This is a genomic window from Paenibacillus sp. FSL R7-0216 (assembly GCF_037969915.1).
GTDB classification, from domain to species: domain Bacteria; phylum Bacillota; class Bacilli; order Paenibacillales; family Paenibacillaceae; genus Fontibacillus; species Fontibacillus rhizolycopersici.
This window is the reverse complement of the sequence record NZ_CP150222.1, coordinates 428,845-448,226: the sequence shown is the minus strand read 5'-3', so window position 1 is coordinate 448,226 and position 19,382 is coordinate 428,845. Positions and strand designations below refer to the sequence as shown.

The 19,382-nt window shown below is 53.1% G+C and carries 14 protein-coding genes and 1 riboswitch; of the genes, 5 read left to right on the top strand and 9 right to left on the bottom strand.

Annotated features, from left to right (window positions below; translation table 11 throughout):
- Positions 1 to 38: 38 nt before the first annotated feature.
- Positions 39 to 1,856 carry an APC family permease gene (locus MKZ15_RS01965; RefSeq protein WP_155606832.1) on the bottom strand — a complete coding sequence of 606 codons (1,818 nt, stop codon included), beginning with the start codon at positions 1,854 to 1,856 and terminating at the stop codon, positions 39 to 41.
- 158 nt (positions 1,857 to 2,014) lie between these two features.
- A riboswitch (cyclic di-AMP (ydaO/yuaA leader) is annotated at positions 2,015 to 2,190 on the bottom strand.
- A gap of 261 nt (positions 2,191 to 2,451) precedes the next feature.
- On the opposite strand from MKZ15_RS01965, the gene MKZ15_RS01960 reads away from it, so the two are divergent.
- On the top strand, positions 2,452 to 2,784 hold the full coding sequence (locus tag MKZ15_RS01960) for a metalloregulator ArsR/SmtB family transcription factor (protein ID WP_155606843.1): 333 nt from the start codon (positions 2,452 to 2,454) through the stop codon (positions 2,782 to 2,784).
- A 55-nt stretch (positions 2,785 to 2,839) separates the two neighbouring features.
- On the opposite strand, the gene MKZ15_RS01955 is transcribed toward MKZ15_RS01960, so the two are convergent.
- The 4 genes from MKZ15_RS01955 to MKZ15_RS01940 form a co-directional block, all read right to left on the bottom strand.
- Entirely contained in the window at positions 2,840 to 3,184 is a 345-nt protein-coding gene (locus MKZ15_RS01955; RefSeq protein ID WP_155606844.1) for a DsrE family protein, read from the bottom strand.
- Positions 3,181 to 4,296 (bottom strand): beta-eliminating lyase-related protein, encoded by a 1,116-nt coding sequence (locus MKZ15_RS01950; RefSeq protein WP_339819418.1) that lies wholly within the window; start codon positions 4,294 to 4,296, stop codon positions 3,181 to 3,183. Before MKZ15_RS01950 ends, MKZ15_RS01955 begins: the two co-directional genes overlap by 4 nt.
- Before the next feature lie 112 nt (positions 4,297 to 4,408).
- Positions 4,409 to 6,127 (bottom strand): methyl-accepting chemotaxis protein, encoded by a 1,719-nt coding sequence (locus tag MKZ15_RS01945; RefSeq protein WP_193416837.1) that lies wholly within the window; start codon positions 6,125 to 6,127, stop codon positions 4,409 to 4,411.
- Positions 6,128 to 6,336: 209 nt separating this feature from the next.
- Positions 6,337 to 7,617 (bottom strand): methyl-accepting chemotaxis protein, encoded by a 1,281-nt coding sequence (locus tag MKZ15_RS01940; RefSeq protein WP_155606847.1) that lies wholly within the window; start codon positions 7,615 to 7,617, stop codon positions 6,337 to 6,339.
- 254 nt (positions 7,618 to 7,871) lie between these two features.
- Here MKZ15_RS01940 and MKZ15_RS01935 point away from each other — a divergent pair, with 254 nt between their 5' ends.
- Positions 7,872 to 8,624: an SDR family oxidoreductase gene (locus tag MKZ15_RS01935; protein WP_339819416.1), complete on the top strand. Its 753-nt coding sequence runs from the start codon at positions 7,872 to 7,874 to the stop codon at positions 8,622 to 8,624.
- A gap of 201 nt (positions 8,625 to 8,825) precedes the next feature.
- Here MKZ15_RS01935 and MKZ15_RS01930 read toward each other — a convergent pair whose 3' ends face one another.
- Positions 8,826 to 9,710, bottom strand: coding sequence for a LysR family transcriptional regulator (locus MKZ15_RS01930; protein ID WP_193416840.1), 885 nt, complete (start codon positions 9,708 to 9,710; stop codon positions 8,826 to 8,828).
- Between the two features lie 131 nt (positions 9,711 to 9,841).
- On the opposite strand from MKZ15_RS01930, the gene MKZ15_RS01925 reads away from it, so the two are divergent.
- Positions 9,842 to 10,936, top strand: a complete 1,095-nt coding sequence (locus tag MKZ15_RS01925) for a putative sulfate exporter family transporter (protein ID WP_339819413.1) — start codon at positions 9,842 to 9,844, stop codon at positions 10,934 to 10,936.
- Here the strand turns inward: MKZ15_RS01925 and MKZ15_RS01920 are convergent.
- Together MKZ15_RS01920 and MKZ15_RS01915 are read right to left on the bottom strand one after the other, a co-directional pair.
- Positions 10,926 to 12,635 (bottom strand): methyl-accepting chemotaxis protein, encoded by a 1,710-nt coding sequence (locus MKZ15_RS01920; RefSeq protein ID WP_339819410.1) that lies wholly within the window; start codon positions 12,633 to 12,635, stop codon positions 10,926 to 10,928. The two genes, MKZ15_RS01925 and MKZ15_RS01920, sit on opposite strands and share 11 nt — an antisense overlap.
- Positions 12,636 to 12,820: 185 nt before the next feature.
- Positions 12,821 to 15,454, bottom strand: coding sequence for a cation-translocating P-type ATPase (locus tag MKZ15_RS01915; protein WP_339819407.1), 2,634 nt, complete (start codon positions 15,452 to 15,454; stop codon positions 12,821 to 12,823).
- Between the two features lie 178 nt (positions 15,455 to 15,632).
- Here MKZ15_RS01915 and MKZ15_RS01910 point away from each other — a divergent pair, with 178 nt between their 5' ends.
- Together MKZ15_RS01910 and udk are read left to right on the top strand one after the other, a co-directional pair.
- On the top strand, positions 15,633 to 17,735 hold the full coding sequence (locus MKZ15_RS01910) for a methyl-accepting chemotaxis protein (protein ID WP_339819404.1): 2,103 nt from the start codon (positions 15,633 to 15,635) through the stop codon (positions 17,733 to 17,735).
- A 151-nt stretch (positions 17,736 to 17,886) separates the two neighbouring features.
- The gene (gene udk, locus MKZ15_RS01905; RefSeq protein WP_213623149.1) at positions 17,887 to 18,510 is read left to right on the top strand and encodes a uridine kinase; all 624 of its coding nucleotides are present in this window, start codon (positions 17,887 to 17,889) and stop codon (positions 18,508 to 18,510) included.
- A gap of 247 nt (positions 18,511 to 18,757) precedes the next feature.
- On the opposite strand, the gene MKZ15_RS01900 is transcribed toward udk, so the two are convergent.
- Entirely contained in the window at positions 18,758 to 19,369 is a 612-nt protein-coding gene (locus tag MKZ15_RS01900; RefSeq protein WP_339819402.1) for a DUF2812 domain-containing protein, read from the bottom strand.
- Between the last annotated feature and the right edge of the window lie 13 nt (positions 19,370 to 19,382).

Here is a 19,382-nt window from a genome sequence, read left to right as displayed (position 1 = left end):
AACGTTTAGGTTAGTATGCGTCAAGCCGCCGAAACGAATTATTTTTGCAGATGGTAAGGAACGGTTGCAATGACAATGTCCTTTTTATTGAATAAATAGGCCCGAAGCAAAAGGCTCGATTGGTTATGCAAAATATTCTGCCACCAGTGCCGGGTAATAAACTGCGGAATCAGGACGGTAATATGGTCGGTTTCTGCAGTTTTCCATTCCACCGTATCGATGAACTTCATGATGGGCCGGATGATGCTGCGGAAGCTGGAACGGAGCGTGATTAACCGAACCCCAGGGTTCCACTCCTCCCACTTCTTCTCCATGCGGTCTATTTCTTCGTCATCAAACCCGACATACACGGCAACAACGTTGTTCGTCAGCGATTTGGCGTAGCTCAACGAGTTCATCACGACGCGAGTGACGCCCGCAACCGGCACGACGATGGTGCTGCCTTTGATGCAGGGTTTTTCCGTATCCATCTGGATTCGAAGCTGGTCGGCAATATTTAAATAATGACGATGAATTTGGTAAAAGATAAACATCACCAGCGGTAAGAAGATAAATACGACCCATATATGCGAAAATTTAGTGATGATGAAGATCAGCGTAATCCCCAGTGTTGTCAGCATCCCAATCGTGTTGATGACAAACCGGAACACCCATCCTTGCGGCTTCAGCTTCAGCCATCGAATCATCATCCCGAGCTGTGACAAGGTGAACGGAATAAATACGCCAACTGCGTATAACGGAATCAAGCTCTCCGTGTTGCCATGGAACCCGAGAACCAGCAACGCCGAAGCCACGCCAAGGAAAATAATCCCGTTCGAAAAACCGAGCCGGTCCCCGCGCACCATAAACGCATGCGGCATGTACTTGTCTTTGGCCAGCATAAACGCCAGCAATGGAAAGGCTGAGTAGGCCGTATTGGCGGCCAGGAACAGGATCAGCGCCGTAATCGCCTGGATGACGTAGTATAAAGCACCCCGGCCGAAGGTCGACTCGGCTATCTGCGAGACAACGGTTGCTTTCGGATCAGGAGCGATACCGTACCAATAGGCCAGCGCACTGATTCCGATAAACATGGTGCAGAGAATGACACCCATCATCACCAGCGTAGCTGCAGCATTACGTTCGGCCGGCTGCTTGAAGTTCGGGATGGCGTTGGAAACCGCCTCAACCCCGGTTAAGGCCGAACAGCCGGAACTGAACGCCTTGAGCAGCAGGAACAGACTAATATCGGAAACCGCCGTCCCCATCTCGGGCACGCTCGCGTGAATTCCACCAGTCAAATATTTAAACAACCCCGACAGGATCAGAACAAAGATGGACGCGACAAACAGATATACCGGAACAGCCAATACGGATGCCGACTCCGTTACCCCTCGAAGATTCATTAGCGTTAATAAGGTGATCATTAGCAGCGCAATCAACACCCGTTGATCATGCAGCGCCGGGAAGGCGGATGTAATGGCATCCGTTCCCGCCGACGAGCTGACCGCCACCGTCAGAACATAATCGACCAGGAGCGAGCCGCCGGCCAGCAAACCTGTCGATCGCCCAAGGTTATCCATCGCCACGATATAAGCCCCGCCCCCGGCGGGGTATGAGAAAATCGTTTGCCGATACGACAAAATCAGAATAAGTAAAAGCCCAAGAACCGCAAACGAGATCGGGATGGAATACCAAACGGCCGAAAATCCCGCCGCCATCAAGACGATCAGAATCTGTTCCGTCCCGTAAGCCACAGACGATAACGCGTCCGAGGACAGTACCGCCAACGCCTTGAGCTTGCTCAGTTTCTCCCCTTCAATTTCGGCACTTTTCATCGGTCTGCCGATCAGTACTCGCTTAATTTTGTTCACCATGGTGATTTCCTCTCTTCTTCCCCTAAATAGCCCTATGTCTCTATCCATTCGTGGTTCTATAGGCTCCCCATTCCCGCAGAGAACAACACAAAAAGGCCGCAGGAAAGTTGGACCTTCCCGCGGCCGCTTTTTTGAAACTCAAGCGAATATCCGCGACAATTCCCTCTTTCGGACGCTTACGGAGTTAGCTGACGGATTCGGGCACGAAAGCAGCCCTACGCTCATAGCCAGGATGGCCAAAACAAGCGATTCACCCCAGAAACGAAGCCTCAAAGCCCCGTTTCGGTTGGTTCCCCCGTTTCTTACTGAATAAAGAATTCAGCGATCAGGTATTTGCCATATAAAAATTACCACTGATGAATCATACTCCCCGCCCTAAAAAGTGTAAAGATGAGTTTAAGGCGGATTGGCAACGAAATGCGATCCGCATTGTCGAGGTAAGCGTATACATCGCTCTTCTACGCTAATTATTTCGTACGGACTTGAAATTACGAGGAAATAAGACGATGGCCGATAGTGACGTGAATTATTCATATTCCCCTACTGGAATATTTGCGGCTAAATAAGTTATACTCGAAACAAGGAAGTGAGACCGATGAACACTGCAACTTTGAGCGCGCTTGCCGAACCCCATCGACTGGAAATGGTTGAACTGCTGCGATACGGCCCCCTAACCGTAGGAGAAATCGCGGATCGGCTCCAAGTCCGGCAGCCGCAGGTATCGAAGCATCTCAAGGTGCTGAATGAAGCCCGCATCGTCGAGGTTCAACCTGTTGCGAATCGCCGGATTTACCGGCTTCGGCCGGAACCCCTGCAGGAGTTGGACGAGTGGATCGCCTCGTTCCGAAACTTGTGGGAAGAGCGGTTTAACCGGCTTGACGAATACTTACAGGAAATTCAAAGCCCGGATCAACAAAAAACACCGTAAGAAAACGGCAAATGCCGTATTTCTTACGGTGTTTCTTTGATGATTTCAGCCGAGATCAAGCCAGCGTCAAGACCTCATATTGCGCAGCCAGTTCCATAAAACGCCCCATACTGGACACCTCGCCAGCTGCGAGTTGATCCTGGATGCCGTAATAGTTAACGCAGGTCCCGCAAGCCAATACCGGCACACCGCGATTCGCCAGCTCCTTCAGGTGCAACGAAGCAAACGACTGCTCCGTTAGGGCAAGAACACCCCGATTTACGCAAAATACCGCCGCCGGAAGCTGCTCCTGTTCCCGCTGCTTCAACAACGTTAGGAACGTTTCCAACAGCTGCACCCCCAGCTCCCGATCACCGTCCCCGAAGCTGTCGGTCGTTAGAAAAATAACTTTTCGGTTCAAAGCGATTCTCCTCTCAGCTTCTGATCGAGCAGTTCAAACGTCAACTGTAGCCGGTCTTTCGGCACCTCGCCATAACGGTCTCCAAGACTCACCTCGAAGGAACAGCCTCCATCCGCCTTCTCCTTGAGGCCGGCGGTTAACCCAACGCCGGTTTCCCGGTACACTTCAACAAGAGTATGCTCCAGCCGGTCCTTGGGGACATCCGCATGGACGTGGAACATGTTCGAAACCGGGACGGCCGGGACCGTCTTCATCTGATGGCATCGGTTATACCACCCTGCCAGCTCTTGCGCCTGCCGATAATATAAATCCATTTTCCCAACGCGCTGCTCATAGTAGTAATCTGCGCTGAGATAATACGGATACAAGCTGATCAGGTCACCGCCGTGACGTCTCTTCCACACCTTGGATTCCTTTGTAAACTCCGGCTCTCCGGCCAATATCGCTCCGGCGATCCCGCCGATGCCCTTGTAGAAGGAGATATAGACGCTGTCGAACAGGACGCACACTTCCGCCGCGGTCTTTTGATAGTAGGGAAGAACTTCGAACAACCGGGCTCCGTCCAGATGGAGCTTGATGTCTTTCTCCCGGCAGAACTCGGAAATCGCCACGAGCTCCTCGAACGGCGGCAACTGGCCGCCGATCTCGCGCTGGGGCAGTTCCAACAACAGGCACGAAACGTCCTCGCCAAGTTGCTGTACGTCCTCCAATCCAATAAGCCGGTCCTTGTCCGCCAGAAGAATCGGTTCGATTCCGTGCAGTTCCTTCAAGCCGTCTTCCTCATGAATCTCCAAATGGCATAAGGGGTGATAGGCTACGCGTTTCGTCCCCTTGCGATCGCACCAGATTCGCAAGGCGATTTGCTGGGCCATCGTACCGCTGGGAAAGAACACCGCCGAGGCTTTGCCCAGCACCCCGGCCATTTTTGCTTCGAATGCTTCCAGGGACGGTCCCATACCGTACATGTCGCTGTCCAGCTCACCATCGATCCCGGAAAAAGCCTGCTGCAGCACCCCCACACTTCGTTTACCGTGGCCCACCACTTGATAGACCGTCCGGTCGAAAGCCGCCTTTAACGATTTCTTATCCGATGATCCTTCGTTTCCATACATCGTTCTTCGCCGCTCCTCTCTCCAAGCTGTCTGCATAAACTGTGAATTCATGCTTATTATAGCTCGATTCGGAGCAGGAATCGATGATCGCCCAGTAGGACTTGTCTCTTCTTTACACCAATTTAAATTTCTCCACTTCTTGAATCATTTCAATCGAAAGCGATTCAAGCTCTTTAATCGCCTGGGCAATATCCTGGGTGGTGCCGTTCAACTCGATGGCCGAGGCGGAGATTTCCTCTGAAGAGGCTGAGTTTTGTTCTGCTACGGCAGAAGCCGAGCTCACGGTCAGAAGAACCCGGTTCTTATCCTCGTTGACGGTGACCACAGAACCGGTGATATCTTCGATCTGCGGCATCATTTCCCGAATGGAACGGATAATCTCCTGAATAACCTCCATCGTCGTCATGACGACCTCTGACTGCCGAGCCAGTACTTCGCCCGTTCTGGCCGAAGTTGCCGATACTCCGTCCATTTCCAATCCGATCTCCTGCAGCAGCTCGTCGATTCCTTGTGAAGAATGCTGCGTTTGTTCCGCTAATTTGCGAATTTCTCCAGCTACCACGGCAAACCCCCGGCCCGCCTCACCTGCGCGCGCAGCTTCGATAGACGCATTCAGCGATAACAGATTGGTTTGCGTGGAGATGTCGCTAATCAATCGAGTAATTTCCGTCACGCGAGTCAGGCTCCCCGTCAAGTTATGAACCTTGCTTTGCGTCTCCTCGAACGAATCGGCAATCCCCCTCACGGAGGTGACCAACTCGGCCAGTTTGCCACTGCTGTTCTGTGCTTTATCGTTCACTTGCTTTGCTGCCCCATCTACCGTCTCCAAGGAGCGGGTGATTTCGTCCAATCGGTCTCCGAATGCCTGGAAGGACTCTGTCATCGAAGCCAATTCCTCCGCTTGATTGACGGAGCCGAGAGAAACCTCCTGGATGGCCGTTGAGACTTCGCCAACGCTCGTTTTCATCGCCTCGGAGGAGGCGGTCAGCGCAATGGTTTGCTGGGTTAACTTCTGTGAATCTTGCCCAATGATTTGCAAAATCGTGCGAATCGAGCTAATCGTCTTGTTTAAAGCCCGGTTCATCATCCCGAATTCATTGCTGAGTTTGCCGTTAAATTGTATGGTTACATCGCCTTCCGCAACCCGTTCGACCCTGGAGATGAAGTCCTTCATGGAGGAGCGGATCATCAGGACGACGAGAATGGAGATGGCGCTAACGAGTAGAAGTGCCACGCCGAAAATCACGACAAAAAACCGGATACTCGCTTCATAGAGCTGTTTCGAAGCCTCGCTTTTCTCTTCAGCCACGCGTTTCTGGTAATCGACGATATTTAGAATATCCTGGGTCAATTGATTGCCTGCCTCGGCCATTTCCACGTTCGTCAAGTTCCGATCGGCGACAAGACCTTGCTTTCGTTGTTCGATCAAGGTAGGAAGATACGATACGTATTTTTCATAACTTTGAGCAGCTTTCTTCGCCAACTCTCCTTCTTCCGGGTTATCTTGGGAAGCCGCCACATTCCGATCCAGGATGGCCGAGATTTGACCGTTCAAATCCTCATATGTTTGGATCATGGCCTCATCGTAATCGCGGTCGATGATTTTCGTCACCGTATTGCGCAAGTTGCCCATGTGACCGTTCACGTCCTCCCAATCCTTCAGCTTGGGAATAATCTCAGAGGTAATCTCCTCCGTCGTGGAATTCATTTGAAAAATCGAGTTGATCCCTACAACCCCAATTGCCGTAGTGGCTAGCAGAGACAACACCCACAACATCACGACGCTATGCACGATCTTGATGTTTCTTAATCGATGGATCCAGGCGCTCAATATAACCCCTCCTATTTATTTATTTTCTGTAAAATCAAGTAGGTTGATTACTATATCGGCTAAAATCCCGAGACAATATAGACACAAAACGCCTTATTTCGACATAAAATTCATTTTATCTCCGCTATTTTCTGACACTATTCGACATTTTGCATATAAAAAAGAACGCCTGTCATCTACAAGCGTTCTTTTCATATGGTTGTTAAATATTAAAGCTTAAACACGTTCGTTAATCCGTTCATATTCTCGGACAATTCTACCAGCTTACCGGAGGTTTTCCCGATATCGCCGAAGATCTTCTCCTGTGTACCCAGCTGCCCTTGAATCTCGCCGGATACCTCTAGCCCCGACTCGATGGTGCCATTCACATCCTCCAACGTTGCGCTCATTTCCTCGAGCGAAGCCGCCTGGGTGGTCACTCCATCGGAAATCTCGGTCAGCATGGCAAAGGTGTTCTCCATGTTGTCCATGATCTGTTCGATCATCGTCTTGACGTTTCCTGATTGCGTTACGCCCTGTTGGACCTTCTCCTCGGTCTGGGCGACTGCAACCACGACGCTGCCGGTTCGAACGGTCATATCTTCGACCAAGCTGCCGATTTCCTGTAAGGATTGATTCGTATCCTCCGCCAGCTTTCGAATTTGTCCGGCGACGACCGCAAATCCTCTCCCCTCTTCCCCGGCCCGGGCTGCCTCGATGGCCGCGTTGAGGGCTAACAGATGCGTTTGTTCGGAAATTTGCTTAATAATGCTAACGACCTCGGTAATTTTCTGGCTCTGTTCTTCTAACCCGAGCACTTCGCCGCTGACGTGCTTCGTATTCGCCGCCAGATCATTAATGGCTTCAACGATGGAGTCCACCGAATTCTTTCCGTCTTCCGCGGAATCTATGACCAACTGGGCTCGCTCTGCAATTTGGTTGGCCAGTTCTGCCGTCGTCTGCGAATGGTTCGTAATCTCTGAAATGGCAACGGCGGTTTGCTTCATGCTTTCCGCGTTTTGGGTAAATACGTTCAGCAGGAGCTTGACCCCTTCGTTGATTTCATGCACTTGCCCATTGGCCTGCTCAATAATCTGGTTCAGCTCTTCCGAAGACAACGTCACCCGTTCAGAAGAGGACTGGATCGTTGCAATCAGGTGCTTCAAGTTATCTCTGGCTTTCTGAAGCGACTGAATCATCTGGCCCGCTTCTCCTTGCTGGGTCACCCGAATCTCAGCGGACAAATCGTTCTCGGCCATCGAATTAGCCAGCTTCGCCCCTTGTTTGAGCGGACGAACCAACAACACTTCGGAGATGATTACCGCGAAAATTTCAAAAACAATAAAAATGATCAATGCCTTTAACCCTAAGGATGGCGTAATCAGCTTGAAAAAATCATGATGTTGGCTATAGGATAACGTTACGACTAGAGCGGTATTTGAGACGAACATCGCCAAAAAGACGAGCACCATGATCCGCGTACGGATAGAAATGTTACGAATTCGATTCATCTTAGCATCACCTGTCTTGTTCGTAGTAGGGTATAATTGAAACTTCCTCTAGCAAAATTTGAAGCGATTCAGGAATCTCCTCCTAGTATTTAGATAGGTCATAAGTTCCAAATATTACATGTGTTGTCCATTATATAGTCCCAAATCACTACAGTCAAATAAGAGTGGATGATGGTAAACCGCTTTCAATTCTAGTAAAATGAGATGGGTTATGACATCAACGTAGAAGAATCGCAAACAGGGAGGATATCGGAATGGTCAATATGAAAGGAAAATGGGCGCTCATTACCGGAGCCAGCCGCGGAGTAGGTTATCAAACGGCGATGTTTATGGCCGAGCAGGGATGTAACCTGATCCTGCACAGCCGCAACCAGGAGCATACCCGGCAGATGGAGCAGGAGATCCGGGCATTCGGTGTCCAAGTCTACTCCGTTCAAGCTGAGCTGGCCAACCACCGAGAAGTCGTGGCGATGCTGGATGAAATCGAAGCCAACGGCACGCCGGTGGACATCGTCTTCAATAATGCTGCAGTCCAAATCGCCTACCGTACCGATTATTGGCAGACCCCGGTCTCGGATTTCGAACAAAGCTTTCTAATTAATTTCATTTCCATCGCGACGATTTGCAACCGCCTGATCCCCAAGATGGTCGAACGCGGCTTTGGCCGAGTCATCAACACCACCAGCGGGATCAAAAACGAGCCGGAGCAAGCCGGCTACGCGGCTAGCAAAGCAGCGCTCGATAAGTTCACCAAGGATTTGGCCTCTCGCCTCGAAGGCACCGACGTCATGATCAATTTGAACGATCCAGGCTGGTGCCGGACCGATTTGGGTGGCCCGCAGGCCCCGAACTCAGTGGAAAGCGTGCTGCCGGGGATCGTGGTCGGCGCTTTCGTCGACGACAAGAAGAGCGGACGCTACTTCCCGGCGCAAAGCTTCACCGGCCTGTCGCTGGAGGAAGCTATCGCGAAGGCAGAGACGTTCGAAGCGGTACCCTATACGATATAACAAGAACATCCCGCGGCGGCCCGCGGGATGTTTCTTAATTAAAGACCATTTATCGTTTACACAGGCTCAAGCTTCATATTGCCTAGAACCGGCGGCGTTCATCTCGCCGGACGTTTCCGCCGCCGTTTCGAGAAAGACCCGATGGGATGGATATGCCAACTTAATGCCTTCCTGCTCCAGCACATGCCTGTATACATTGTTCTAAAATGACCGCAGTTCCTGCGCCAGTTCCATAAACACTTCCATTGCCTTGGTGTAAAAGGGAGAGGCCTGTGTAACTAGAGAAAATTGACGGGAATACGGCAAGCCTTCCATCTCCAATAGCCTCAGTGTTCCAAGTGCCATTTCCTTTCGCACCGCCGCTTTGGACAACAGGCTAATTCCAAGCCCCGCCTCTACCGATTCCTTAATGATTTGTGTACTGCCGAATTCCATTAATCGCTCCGGGTGAAAACGATGCTGAGCAAACAGATGATCTACTGCTTCGCGTGTCCCCGAGCCAGCTTCCCGGACGATCCAGGTTTCCTCGCGCAAGTCGATAAGGCGAAGATCCCTACGCTCGGCGTAACGGTGTCCGGCAGGGACAACTACATACATCGCGTCATCGGCAATCGGCACGATCCGGTAGCGTTCATCCCGAACCTCCCCTTCAATGATGCCGACGTCCAGCCGACGGCTTCCCACCAACTCCACGATTTCCTTGGAATTACCGATGGTGATCGTCGGTTTGATTTCCGGATACCCCGCCATCATCACAGCCAACACATGCGGCAGCACGTACTCCCCATACGTATAACTGGCACCGATCGACAAATCCCCTCGCGCCGCGTGTTTCATGTCGTCGATGAGATACTGCATCCGCGCATACAACCCGGAAATTTCCCGGGCATGATGATATACGATTTGTCCCGCCGGGTTCAAGCGTACGTATTTATTACTGCGGTCAAGCAGCTTGGTTCCCAGCGCCTGTTCCAGGGAACGGATATATTGGCTAACCGCCGGCTGCGTCATATGCAACATTTCGGCCGCTCGGGTAAAACTTTGCTTCTCCGCGACAGTAATAAATACCTCAAGAGCCGGATCCATTTTTGCTTCCTCCTTATGATCAATCATCTCATTTATAATCAAATACTTATCATAATAATATATATGATTTATTTTACTTATTATTAAAGCGGATTTAAGCTAAAAGGGCAAATCAACGGAGGTGAAATCACATGTCAACTTCCTTATTACCCTCTAAAACAGTCTTGCCGACAACACCCGAAACCGCAAAAAAAGCCGAGCTCCTGTTCGGAGGCATCGGCTTTACGCTTGTGATCGCCATGCTTGGCTTTGGACTTGCTCAACTACCCGGCTTCAACCGGATCGGACAGCTTGGTTGTTCGATCTTGCTAGCCGTCCTCTACCGGCAATTCGTCGGATACCCGGAATCCTTGCGTCCAGGCATCCGGTTTGCTTCCCAGCAGCTGCTCCGTTCAGCAATCGTTTTGTTTGGGCTGAAACTGAACCTGGACGTCGTGTTGCAACAAGGCCTGCCTCTTCTGGCTCGAGATGCCGCAACCATCGCCTTTAGCATGATCGCCACTCTGCTGATCGGCAAATGGCTAAAGGCGGATCTCTCCCTCTCCTTGCTGCTGGGGATCGGCACCGGGGTGTGCGGAGCGGCAGCGATCGCCGCCGTTTCACCGATTCTCAAAGCCAAGGAAGACGATACCGCCATCAGTGCAGGATTGGTGGCTTTCGTCGGCACGCTATTCTCCTTGGGATATACGCTACTTCGACCGTTGCTTCCGATGTCCGAGCTTCAATATGGAGTTTGGAGCGGTGTCAGCCTTCACGAGATCGCCCATGTGGTGTTAGCCGCTGAGCCGGCCGGGCCAAACGCTCTGGCCGTCGCTATATTAGCCAAATTGGGCCGTGTATTTCTGCTCATTCCGCTTAGCTTCCTGCTGATGTATGGCATGAAGCGTACCGCTGGGACATTGTCGCTGAACCCAAGCGCAGCAGAAACGGCTGCCGGATTCGGACTTAAACCGAAGGCCGCCATCCCGTTCCCCTGGTTCTTGCTGGGTTTCATCTCGGCCAGCGTGATTGGCACCTATGCGTTGGGTACCTGGATCCCTGTGAAGGATGCTTTTCTTGGCGATATCTCCACTCTGACCGGATTTCTCCTGACGATGGCCATGGTGGGTCTGGGACTGAACGTCAACCTGCGCGAGCTCCGATCCAAAGCGCTTCGGCCTCTGATCGCGATGCTGATCACGTCATTACTGTTGTCCGTCGGGACCTGGATATCGCTTATACTTTAAATTTTCCGATCAGCGCCTGCAATTCCTCGGACAACTGACTGAGTCCTTCCATGGAAGCCATCATTTCCTGTACCCCGGCATATTGCTCCTCCGTATGCGCATATACCTCGCGCGAGCCGCCGGCCGTCTGCTGCGCCACCCGATCGATCGTGGTAATCGCTTGAACCACAGCCTCCGATTGGGAAGACAACTGCTCTACCTGACCGGCCACCCGGCCGATCCCGCCAGCCACCTGCTCGACGGCCTGCCGGATGCTGGTAAACACCTCGCCGGCCTGTTGGACCGTGACAATACCGGCAGCAATCTCGTGCGACCCGGCTTGCGCCGCTTCGATCACCATCTCCATCTCACTACGCACACCTTCGACCATCTCGGCCACGTCCGCCGCCGCTGCCCCCGTCTCCGCCGACAGCTTCCGCACCTCACCGGCGACTACGGCAAACCCTTTGCCGGCTTCCCCGGCTCGCGCGGCTTCTATCGAGGCGTTCAGCGACAGCATCTGCGTCTGTTTGGCGATGCCGGCAATCAGCTCGGCCGCTTCCGCGATTTGGCCGGAGCGGACGCCAAGGCGCTCGATGAACGCGCGCAGCTCGTCCATCTGCCGCCGAATCGTAGCCATTTGAGCCGCTGCCGAAGCAACGATCTCCTCGCCGGCCCGAGTTTCATTCACGGCAGCCGCCGATTGTTGACGGGCATCATCCGCCAGTTCGGCCATTTCCCGAGCTCCGGCAGCCACATTCGTCACTTGGGCCACGCCAAGCTCCACGCTTTGCACCTGCTCCTCGCTCCCGGCCGAGATTTGGCCCATAATTCCCGAAATCTCCCCGGAGGAGGCACGGAACTGCTCCGACTGGCTTCGCAACTGATCGGCAGAATCGGCGACTCGGCCAGCATGCCGTCCCAAATTGCCGATCATGTCCTGCCAACTGCGTCTCATGTGGTTAAATGCAGCCGCCAGTTCGCCAATTTCGTCGCGGTTTCTCACGACCGTCTCCGTAAGGGTCAAATTGCCTTCCGCTAGTTCACGCGCGCCACTCACCATCACCCGCATCGGTTTTACGATCTGCCGGGACAACATCACGCCGGTCAAGATCGCGAACAAGATGGCTACGGTACCGCACAGCGCCAGTATCCACATCGTCAACGTCGATTCCCTCTGGAACTCCCTTAATTTATCCTGGAGTTGGTTCTCCTGCAGCATCCGCAGATCACCCGCCCCCTGAATCATCGTATCCGACGTCGGGATCGCCCACATCAGAGCTTCCGCTTTCGCCAAATCCGGCTTGCCCGATTGGACGTAATCCCGGACCTTCACCAGCAGTCGGGCAAACGTAGCGTTGGACCCCGACAACGAGGTAGCAACCGCCCCCTGCTCCTCACTCGCGGAAGCGCTTACGATTTCATCGATCAACGCGCTCAGCTGCTTATTTACCTCCGTCAGCGCTTGCTCCTTCTCAGGCGACGGCTCTACGATATACCCGAACAGGAGGCTGTTTTGACGCTGCGTCTCGATCTCCAACTTAGCCACTTGATCCAGAGCCGCCGTATTTTGCCGAAGCAATTCGGAATAGTTATGGTCCAGCCGGTTCAAGAATACGTAAGCGACTCCGGCAATGACTCCAACCAGCAGCGATACTGTAATAAAAGCCGCCGTCAGCTTCCGTCCCAGCGAGAACGCCAGCCTCCCGTTTCGATTCATAGGAGAATTCCCCTTATCCTTCATCCCTTGTCCCCCCTTGGTTTGCTTTAACGAACAAGGGCCGCCAGACTTGTCATCTGCGGCCTATGCTCCTTCTGTATATTCACTTGTATCATCTACCAAACCATGGTAGGAGGGGAATTCAAAATTCTCCTCTGTTCTATCAAAATTCTCATATTTATGGCTTACGCCGCCTCTTTCGCCTTCCCGGCCCGCATGAATATCTTGACGATCTCATTTAGCAGCAACGGAATCAGCGCCAGCAGGATGACGAGCCCCCAATCGGCCAAGCTGAGATTTTCCACCTTAAACGCCGCAGCCAGAAACGGGATGGAGATCGAAAGAAACTGCAGCAGCAATCCGGCAACGACCGCTCCGACGAGGATCAGGTTGGAGAACAAACCGATGGCAAAAATCGATTTGGTCGCACTGCGCTTGGCAAACGAATAAAACAACTGCGATGCCGCCAGCACGACGAACGCCATCGTCCGCGCATAGGTCATCACCTCTTCGGGAATATCCGCGGAGCGTAAACCGTATCCATGCTCGCGAAGCCCCACGTAAAAAGCAACCAACGTCAGCGCCCCGATCAACAACCCGCCCAAGACCGCCTGCATGGCCGCCCCCCCGGCAAAGAAGCTCTCCTTCGGGTTGCGCGGCTTGCGTTTCATCACGTCCTTCTCGCCGGGGTCAACCCCCAGCGCAATCGCTGGAAGCGTGTCGGTGACCAGGTTAATCCAGAGAATCTGAGTCGCCAGGAGCGGCAGCGGCCAAAAGAACAGAATCGAAGCGAGGATCGCCACGATCTCGCCAAAATTGCAGGCCAGCAGGAACGTCACGGTCTTGCGGATATTGGCGTAGATGTTCCGCCCTTCCCGGATTGCCTGGACGATCGTCGTAAAATTGTCGTCCGTCAAAATCATATCGCTGGCGCCCTTCGATACGTCGGTGCCGGTAATCCCCATCGCCACGCCGATGTCCGCCGTCTTAAGCGAAGGCGCGTCATTGACGCCGTCCCCGGTCATGGAAACGATGTTGCCCTTCGCCTTGAAGGCTTTGACGATCTTCACCTTATGCTCCGGCGAGACGCGGGCGAATACGCGGATGTTGTTGATTTTCTCGGCAAACGCCTCGTCCGAAAGCTCGTCGATTTCCGCCCCGGTCATACTTTGCTCCAGGGAGCTGGCGATTTCCAGCTGTTTAGCGATCGCTACCGCGGTGTTCCGATGGTCGCCTGTAATCATGACCGGCGTAATCCCCGCCGCTTTCGCTTCGCGGATCGAGTCCTTCACCTCCGTCCGCGGCGGATCGATCATACCGACGAAGCCAAGGATCGTTAGATCCTGCTCCATTTCCTCCGGGGACAGGATACGGTCCGCATCCTTATAGGCGGCCCCCAGCACCCGGAGCGCATCGTCCGACATCGCCTCTGCCGCCTCTATGTAGCGCTGCTTCAGCTCCTCGGTCAACGGTACGGCCTTCCCGTTAACCACGGCGGAGTTCGATATTCGCAGCAGTTGATCGATCGCCCCTTTGGTATGAACACGGTATCCCTCCCGCGTCTGGTTCAGCGTGGACATCAGCTTGCGGTCGGAATCGAACGGCTTCTCGGACACCCGCTTGTATTCGGCTTCCAGCGACTTCTTCGAAATATCCTGCTGCTCGCCGTAAGCGACTAGGGCGATCTCGGTTGGGTCGCCGGTGCCCTGACCGTTCTCGTAGGTCGCATCGGAGCAAAGCACAAACGTCTTGATCATTTCGATCGGCGCCTCATCCCCCAGCGGCTGCGCGGTAAAATGCTTCACAACCGTCATTTTGTTCTGGGTCAGGGTTCCGGTCTTATCGGAACAGATAATGTTGACCGAACCAAGCGTCTCGACGGCCGGCAGCTTCTTGACGATCGCGTTGATGCGGGACATGCGGGTCACGCCAAGCGCCAATACGATGGCCACGATGGCCGGTAGCCCTTCCGGAATGGCCGCTACTGCAAGACTGATCGCGGTCAGGAACAGCTCAAACAGATCACGCCCTTGAATCAGACCGATCACGAAGATCACGACGCAAATTCCGATGGCGATATAGCCGAGCATTTTGCCGAGCTCTTCAAGCTTTTTTTGCAGCGGGGTCAGCTCATGCGTGTCTTCGTCCAATATTTTGGCGATTTTGCCCATTTCGGTGTTCATGGCCGTTCCAACGACGACCCCTTCACCACGCCCGTAGGTCACGAGCGTCGACATGAACGCCATGTTGCTCTGGTCCCCAATTGGGGTCTGAGCTTCTTCGTGCAGGTCTTCGGCGTTTTTGTCTGAGGGCACGGACTCTCCGGTCAGCGCAGATTCCTCGATTTGCAGGTTAGCACTCTCAAACAGACGCAAGTCGGCCGGGATGAACCGCCCGGCATCCAAAATGACGATATCTCCGGGAACGATCTCTCCGGAATCAATCTCCTTCACCTCGCTATCGCGCCGCACCAGCGTTTTGGGGGTGGTCATTTGCTGCAGCGCCTCGATCGCTTTCTCTGCTTTCTGCTCCTGGATGACGCCGATGATCGCATTCAACAGGACAACGGCCAAAATGATGACGGCATCCATGTACTCCCCGACGATGAGCGTAACGACGGCGGCACCGAGCAGCACGTAAATCAACATATCCTTGAGTTGGGCGAAAAACAGCGACCATAAGCTAGGTTTCGGCTTCCCTTTAATTTGGTTCGGTCCATACGTAGACAGCCGCTTTCCGGCTTCTCCCGTGGAAAGTCCGGCAGCCTTATCCACTTGCAGCTCTTGCAGGACAGCTTCCCGGGTTTTGGTATGCCACATGCAGCAGCACCTCTTTACTCAAATTTGACAGGCAATGACTTACCATTATTGTAAACCACATCCACGGGAAATTATGATGCAATCTTCTGTATATTTAGAACTTGGGTCAGCCTATTCAAATCACAGCGAATTTTGTCGATATTTGTAGAAACACCTTAGATTGGAGAGATTGAATAAAATGTTCCGTAAACTGTCATTAGCAGTCAAATTTATGACGACCGCTGGCTTGGTCGTTATCATTTCTTTATCCCTCCTGTTACTCGTCAATTTAAACCAGTCGATGAAGACCAGCATGGCCAAGGGCGAATTAGAAGCGGAGTTAGCCGGCAAACAATACGAAGCGGATTTCGAAAGAACTTTCATCGGACTCAAGGCTTCCTCGGACAGCCTGGCCAAGATGTTGGTCGAAACCGGTAAGCAAGGCGATTTGTCCCGGGAGGAAGCTATTTCCTTATTGCAAAAGGAGCTGTTAAGCCATCCCGAAGTATATGGAATCGGCATGTTGTGGGAGCCCAATGCCTTTGACGGCGCTGATACAAAGAACGTGAATCAGGCCGCATATAACGATGAGAAAGGTCGGTTTCTCCCTTACCTCTATAAGGAAGGGGATCAAGCGAAGCTGGCTCCTTTGGCGGACTACGGATCCCCCAACGAACATGAGGAATACCAAATCACGAAATCAACCGGGAAGACGGCTTACCTCGAACCTTATACCAATGAGATCGGAGGGCATCCGGTCCAAATGATGACGGCAGCCTATCCGATTCTCGATGCGTCGGGAGATTTTCTCGGCGTCATCAAAGTGGACGTGTTGATGGATTACTTGCAAACGGCGGCGGAACAATACACCCCGCTTGGCGGTTATGTCGCTTTGGTGACGGAAAGCGGTGTTTATGCAGCCAACCCGCATGACCCCGAATCGGTCCTTCAACCTTACGGCGATAATCCGGAAAAAGAAGCGCTGTGGCAGCAGGTGAAAAGCGGGGCAACCCTCAAAGGCTACACCCTGAACTCCGCGGGCCGAGAGGTACTTCGGTCATTCGAACCAGTAACCATGCCGGGGAGCGATCAAGTGTGGTATACGCAGACGGCCGTGGATAAGGATGTCATTCTGAAAGAATTCACGCAGGCCAAAACAACTTCGATCGCGATGTCCGTAGGGGCGCTAGTTGTGCTTGCGGCCATTCTCGCGTTGCTGGTTTGGCGAATGGTTATCGTGCCGTTACGCCTCTTGACGGGGAAGCTGCAACTCATGGCAGAAGGCGATCTCACGCAGAAACTGCAGGTTCGCAGCGGCGACGAGTTTGGAAAAATGGCCGGTCATTTCAATGAAATGACCGAGAAGCTGCGTGACATGTTCCAACTGGTCGCCGACTTATCCATGGCCGTCGGGGCGACGTCCCAGCAATTGACCGCCAGTGCCGAACAAACCGGCAAGGCTGCCGAGACCATAGCCACATCGATCAACCGTGTCGCCGAGGGGGCACAGGAGCAAAACGGCTATGCTTCCGATTCGTCTCAGGCCGTATCCGAAATGTCCATGGGCGTACGACGCATCGCCGACTCTTCCTCCGCGATCTCCGTTTCCGCAAGCGAAGTGACGTCGAAAACGAAGGAAAGCAGCGTCCAACTGGAACGGGCGGTGTCCGATATGAAAGAACTACAAGCGGCGACCGAAGCAACCGCCTCCTCCATCGTTCGCTTGGAAGAGCGGTCCACGGCGATCGGCGGCATGATCGAGCTCATCGCGAATATCAGCACGCAAACGAACCTGCTCGCGCTGAATGCGGCGATCGAAGCTTCCCGAGTCGGCGAGCATGGACGCGGTTTTGCCGTCGTTGCCGGAGAAATTCGCAAGCTGGCGGATCAGACCAAACAAGCTGCAGAGCAGGTTACGGAGCTGGTGGAACAAGTACGCACCGATACCAGCGCAGCGGCAGATTCCATGGCCAAAGGCAGCGAGCAGGTCGAACGGGGCGTAAGGAGCGTATCCGACAGCAACGCCATGCTGTCGCTCGTTCTCGCGGAAATCAGCAACGTCAACGACCAGTTGCAAGAGGTGTCCGCCACGGCCGAGCAGATGACCGCAAGTACGGAGCAAGTCTCCGACAGCGTGATCCGTTTAGCCGACATCGCATCGGAATCGTCCTCAGAGTCGCAAAGCGTTGCCGCGGCTTCCGAAGAGCAGCTCGCCTCCATGGAGGAGATCTCCGCTTCCAGCGAAGCGCTGAGCAACATGGTCCAGGAGCTGTTGGAGAAATTATCTCAATTCAAAATTTGAGTTCTTCGATATCCCGCCACAAATTTGCCATATTATGTAGGATCCCATTTAAGCCTTATCAAGATGAAAAAATGCCCGGGCTATGCTACAATACTGAAATGTTAAACGGGAACGTTTAGAGGGATGTATTTCTAGGAGGGTATTTAATTTCATGTTAATCATAGGTATCGCCGGCGGCACCGGGTCCGGAAAAACGACGGTCGCCCGCTCGGTTATCGGCCAGCTGGACACGGATAAAGTGACGTTCATCTCGCAGGACAACTACTATAAGGACCAGTCTCAGCTTAGCATGGCCGAACGGGAGAAGACGAACTACGACCATCCCTTCGCCTTCGACAACGAGCTGATGGTGGAGCACCTTGCCCAACTCAAGAACGGACAAGCCGCCTATGCGCCGGTGTACGATTTCACGATCCATACCCGTTCCGAGAAGACGGTCAAGCTGCTGCCGAACAACATCATCATCGTGGAAGGCTTGTTTGTCCTGTACGATGAGAAACTGCGAGAGATGCTCGACATCAAGGTGTTCGTGGACACCGATTCTGACGTACGCATCCTCCGTCGCGTGTTGCGTGACATGGAAGAACGCGGACGCTCGATCCATTCGATCCATCAACAATATCTCGCAACGGTGAAGCCGATGCATGAAGCGTTTATCGAGCCTTCCAAAAAATACGCCGACCTCATTATCCCCGAAGGCGGGCATAACGAAGTCGGCATTCAAATGCTGGCCATCCTGACGGAGAAGCATTTAACCGGCGGGTTCAAAGCCTAAAAGGGGACGACCACTGCGGTGGGTGGGTCGGATACGCGGGAAGATGCACCTGCATGTGAATTCCTGCAAAAATGCAGTTATTGTTCTGCGAAACGACCCTCAAGCACAAATAACTGCGAAAATACAGTTAATTTGGCCAGAGATGGCCCAATCCGGAATAATCCGAAGAAATACCTGCACTTTTGCAGGTATTTCTTTTGTTTATCGTGTTTCTCTTCAATAACCTGCACTTTTGCAGGTATTTTTTTTACGATTTCACCTGCCGGTACCGACTTTTAGCCAGGGCCGAGAAGATCAGATAAAGCCCGATCAGCAGCGGGAACAACAACCAAGCGAACCCACGTCCCAACGCGAACGGTGTTTCGAACAGAAACGCCTCCCAGAATGCAGCGCCCGCTTTCTCCCATAGGCCCGGGGTATAATACAATGCCTTCGGATTGGTGAACGCTGTGGCATCCACCAGTCCCGTTGAGACCATCGCCGCAAAAATCGGGATATAGCAGCAGGCGAGCGAAAACCACATCTGGGACAAGCGTTGGTAACGCCCCGCCCGGGAATCGGCGTCCGAGAAAATATCATCGCCTGCGGTCTCGTCCATCTTGCGGAAATACTGCGACCCGGACGATTTGCTGCCAGCCACATGCTTCCAGCCGCTGTCCTCAAACAAGGCCAAATAGTCCTCGAAATCAGCCCGGCTTCTAAATGGGCGGAAATCGATTTTGATCACCGCATCCTCCGGTTCGGTCCGTTCAAAGGTATAGGCGATCGACTTCCCCGCCAATGCGAATCCCCGTTTGGCCATCTCGTTCAGCCATTGCTCCTCTTTTTCAAAATCGATGAAAAATTTAAATTGTTGCATGTCATTGTCCCCC